At 66.0% G+C, this 3,996-nt stretch carries 1 protein-coding gene and 1 pseudogene; both read right to left on the reverse strand.

Going from position 1 to position 3,996, the window contains the following annotated elements; genetic code table 11:
* Positions 1–593 precede the first annotated feature (593 nt).
* Positions 594–2,156 (reverse strand): S8 family peptidase, encoded by a 1,563-nt coding sequence (locus FXN61_RS47955; protein ID WP_167980417.1) that lies wholly within the window; start codon positions 2,154–2,156, stop codon positions 594–596.
* Positions 2,157–3,560: 1,404 nt separating this feature from the next.
* Positions 3,561–3,996 (reverse strand): annotated as a pseudogene (locus FXN61_RS47960) (hypothetical protein); the annotation flags it as partial.

A 3,996-nucleotide genomic window follows, 5' to 3' on the forward strand; every position in this document is an offset into this window, starting at 1 on the left:
CGACCCGATCAACAGCAGCGGCGACGGGGGCCAGCCGATCCAGCACAGCCGGAATCGGGCAGGATGACACGGCGGGCACGGCACTCCCAGAAGACCATGAGACGTAGACACTCCCATGATCAACTAGAGAGCCGTGCCCGTCCTACGTCCAAACGGCCCACACGACTTTGCCGGAACCCTGGGGCTCCGCCCCAGACCCCGCCAATCTGATCAAAGACCTGTCCAGCGCCGCCTGCGGATTGATGGCACGCCTGTTGCTTTTGGCGGCTGCCTGTTGCGTTGGTGGGTTGCGTTTGGTGTGGGGTGGTCCCGTCACGAGTCGTACGCGAAGGCAGCCACACCCGAGGGGTCAGGTCAAGTCGACGAAAAGCGTGTCGACTTGACCTGACCCCTCGGGCGCGGCAACAGCATCGGCACGACTCGTGACGGGACCACCCCACCCACTGGCTGTGTGAAGGACTGCTCGGCTGCGCCATCGCTTGAGGTGGCTTGGCTTGGCTTGGCTGCGCCATCGCCATTGCCGCTCTCCCTGGACAGAAAAGGGAGGAGCCCCCGGCGGGGGGACCGGGGGCTCCGAGGGGTGGACGAGAGTTTTAGATGTCGAGGGTCCAGGAGTCGATCGTGCCCGTGTCCTGGCGGTAGAGGTCGCGGACCCGCAGTTGCCAGGTGCCGTTGGCGTCCTCGGCCGAGACGTTCACCGGGTAGGTGGCGTTGATGTCGTCAGCACTGTCGTTGCCTGCGGAGACCTTGAGGAGCTTCACGGCGCCCGAGGGGGCGATGAGGGACAGTTCCAGGTCGCCTCGGTAGGTGTGTTTGATGGCCACCTTCACGGAGCCGGTCGTGCTCGCCTTGCCGTTGCAGTCGGCGATCGTGATCGGCGACTTCACTTCACTGGCGTCCGGGATGGCCGTGTCCGTGTCGTTGGTGACGGCCGGGCACTGGCCGGGCGGGTTGCCGGGGGCGGTGCCGGTGATGTGCAGGAGCTTGTTCGGGGAGCCGGTGCCCGGGTTGGTGACTGCGTCGGAGGTGGCGTTTTCCACCAGGGCGTCGCGGACCTGCTGCGGGGTTGCCGTCGGGGACGAGCCGAGGAAGACCGCTGCTGCGCCCACCACGTGCGGGGTGGCCATTGAGGTGCCGCTGATGGTGTTGGTGGCGTCGTCGTTGGTGAGCCAGGCGCTTGTGATGTCGCGGCCAGGGGCGAAGATGTCCAGGCAGGTGCCCAGGTTCGAGAACGACGAGCGGGCGTCGGTGCGGTCGGTCGAGCCTACGGTGATGGCCTCCGGGGTGCGGGCCGGGGAAGTGTTGCAGGCGTTGCCGCCGTTGTCGTTGCCTGCGGCAAGGCCGTAGGTGACGCCTGCGGCGATGGAGCGCTTCACGGCCGCGTCCACGGTGTCGTTGGCGCCGCCGCCCAGGGACATGTTGGCCACCGCCGGCTTGTTCGCGGGGGTGGTCGTGACCTGTTCGGTGACCCAGTCGATGCCGGCGATGACGCCCGCGAAGGTGCCGGAGCCCGAGCAGTTCAGGACTCGGACGCCTACCAGCTTCACGTCCTTGGCGACGCCGTACTTCGTGCCGCCGACGGTGCCTGCGACGTGGGTTCCGTGGCCGTTGCAGTCGGTGGCATCGTTGTCGTTGTCGACGGTGTCCCTGCCGGACACGGCGCGGCCGCCGAAGTCGCTGTGGGTGAAGCGGATGCCGGTGTCGATGATGTAGGCGGTGACGCCCGCGCCGCGGTTCGGGTAGGTGTAGCTGTTGTCCAGCGGGAGCGTGCGCTGGTCGATGCGGTCCAGGCCCCACGACGGGGTCGGGGTTTGCGTGTCCGAGAGGCGGACCTCGCCGTCCTGCTCCACGTAGGCGACGGCCGGGTCGGCGGCGAGGAGCTTGGCCTGGGCCTCGGACATCTGTGCCGAGAAACCGCGCAAAGCGGACTTGTATGCGTGTTTCACCTTCGCGCTGTACTTAGCGCTGAGGTTCTCCACACTGGTCGTGCTCATGTCCTTCAGCACGACGATGTAGTTGTCCTTGACCGCGTTGGACGCACCGAGGTTCCGAATCTCCCCCTCGGGCGCAGCGGTGGCGGAGACGGACGACAGTGCGAGCGCAGTGCCCGCTACCAGCCCGATCCCAGCCGCTCGTCTGACCCACGATTCTCCCATAGCAGCGTGCTCCCTCGTCGCAGGGTCGTGCAGGTAGAGTTTTCCTAGCGGCGCAGACGGATTTCGCACAAGAAGTTCTACGAAATAAGATGCGATCGGTCATTCAACAGATTTCGTGCTCGTGTGAATGAATTGGTGCAGCGGGTCTATGGACAGAACAATTGCGGCTCTCCGAAGTTGAGCGGGGCTGAGGCGTCGACGTCCTCGTCGGGTGGCGGCGCCGCGGGTGTGTGGTCGTTGGGTTGAGCGGGTCCGCCAGTGCGCCGACCGGTCGTTGATCTAGTCGATCACCGCTCTGGCGGTGCGGCCCTCGGCCAACAGGGTGACCACGGTGATGGTCGTCGGCTGAGGCTACGTAGCCGAGAGGGGACCAGCCCTGGAGATGGCCGAGGGCCCTGGCTGCGCCCGCCGGGCAGTAAGACCGGGCGGTTTCAGCAAGGCTTGAAGCGGGGTTGTGCCGGATTCACCTATCCCCTAGTCTCGGTTAAGGGAACATGGGATGTTCTGGGGTGTTCCCGCATTGGAACCATGAGGGCTGGGGGGCTCAAATCGTGCGTTCGCGCGTCAAGAAGACAATTGTCGGCGTTGCCGCCGTGCCGCCGTCGGTGCTGGATGCTGCTACCGGAAGTTCAGGCTGTTACGGCTGGTGAACCGGGTGCGCAGGTCGGCAGTGCGTAGTCGTGCGAGCGCGTCCTTGGCTCTGCTTTGCACATTTCTGTAACCAGATTGCACTCGATGTGCTCTTGCAGCATTGGTCGTCCTGGCCCGAGGAACAGCTGAGTATCTGATCCTTGGGGAAAGAGCAGAGGCACGCCTAACGGGTGGGGCTTCAGAAGCGCCTGTTTGGTTTTTACTGCCTCGCTCCAGTTCGTATTTGGCGACCCAAAAAACAGGAGAAACAACCTATGCTTCGTCGCTTTGTCCAATTGGTTGCGATCACAGGAGCCGCGATGGCGCTCCTGGCCCCGACGGCCGGCGCCGCCCCGGCGGCAGAGCCCAGTTCCCCGGGGATCTTGGCTTGTCACACCCCTGACCCTCCCACTCAAACTCCGGGCTGGGTGCACGGCAGGGGCTCGGGAAGCTGCGCTCAGGAAGTCGACGTCTTCCTCCAGCGACTCCGCGCGTGGGGGTGGGACATCGAAGCCAACGCCCACTACAGGGGACCGGGCAGCGCAATCGCATCGTGGAACTGCTCGGGGTCCGGCCACTACACCTACCGCACGCTCGTCCAGTGGCGGGATGGGGCCGGCGTCGGGCACAGCGAGTACTCAGCTGAGCGTCGCTTCGCCTGCTAAGAGCCGCTTCGCCTGCCAGCAGAGGACGCGGATGTCTTCAACCGCTCAACTCCGATGAGCACAACTGCGCCCCGAACGGTTCACCGTTCGGGGCGCAGTTCGTCGCGTCTCAGTCGCCTCGGCGCACTGCTCCGAGGATCTGCTGCTCGGACGGTGTGGTGTACAGGCGCAGGTGCGCCCACATGTCCTGGCCCATCGCGATGACCTGGTCGTCCTTGAGCTGGGTCAGCTGCTGGAACATCTGCGGCCGCAACCGCCACATCTGACCGGCGAGCTGTGCCTGGCCCATCGGAAGGCGCTGCAGCAGGACGAGGTCCGCGTTGTTCGCCGTCGACGAGGCCTGCGGGTGCAGGTACGGCAGCACGTACATCGTGGTCTGCCACGGTGCGCGCGGCGGGAACAGCTCCTGCGGGACGTGGCCGCCGTCGTGGATCACGAGCAGTGGCATGTCCTCCGTCGGGCGCGGCAGGTCCGCCGGCGACAGGCGGCGCAGCTGCACCGAACTGGGACGGGCGGCGTCCGGGCCCTGGCCCGCTGCGCGCACG

It is taken from the genome of Lentzea indica, assembly GCF_012184385.1.
Classification (GTDB): Bacteria; Actinomycetota; Actinomycetes; order Mycobacteriales; family Pseudonocardiaceae; genus Lentzea; species Lentzea indica.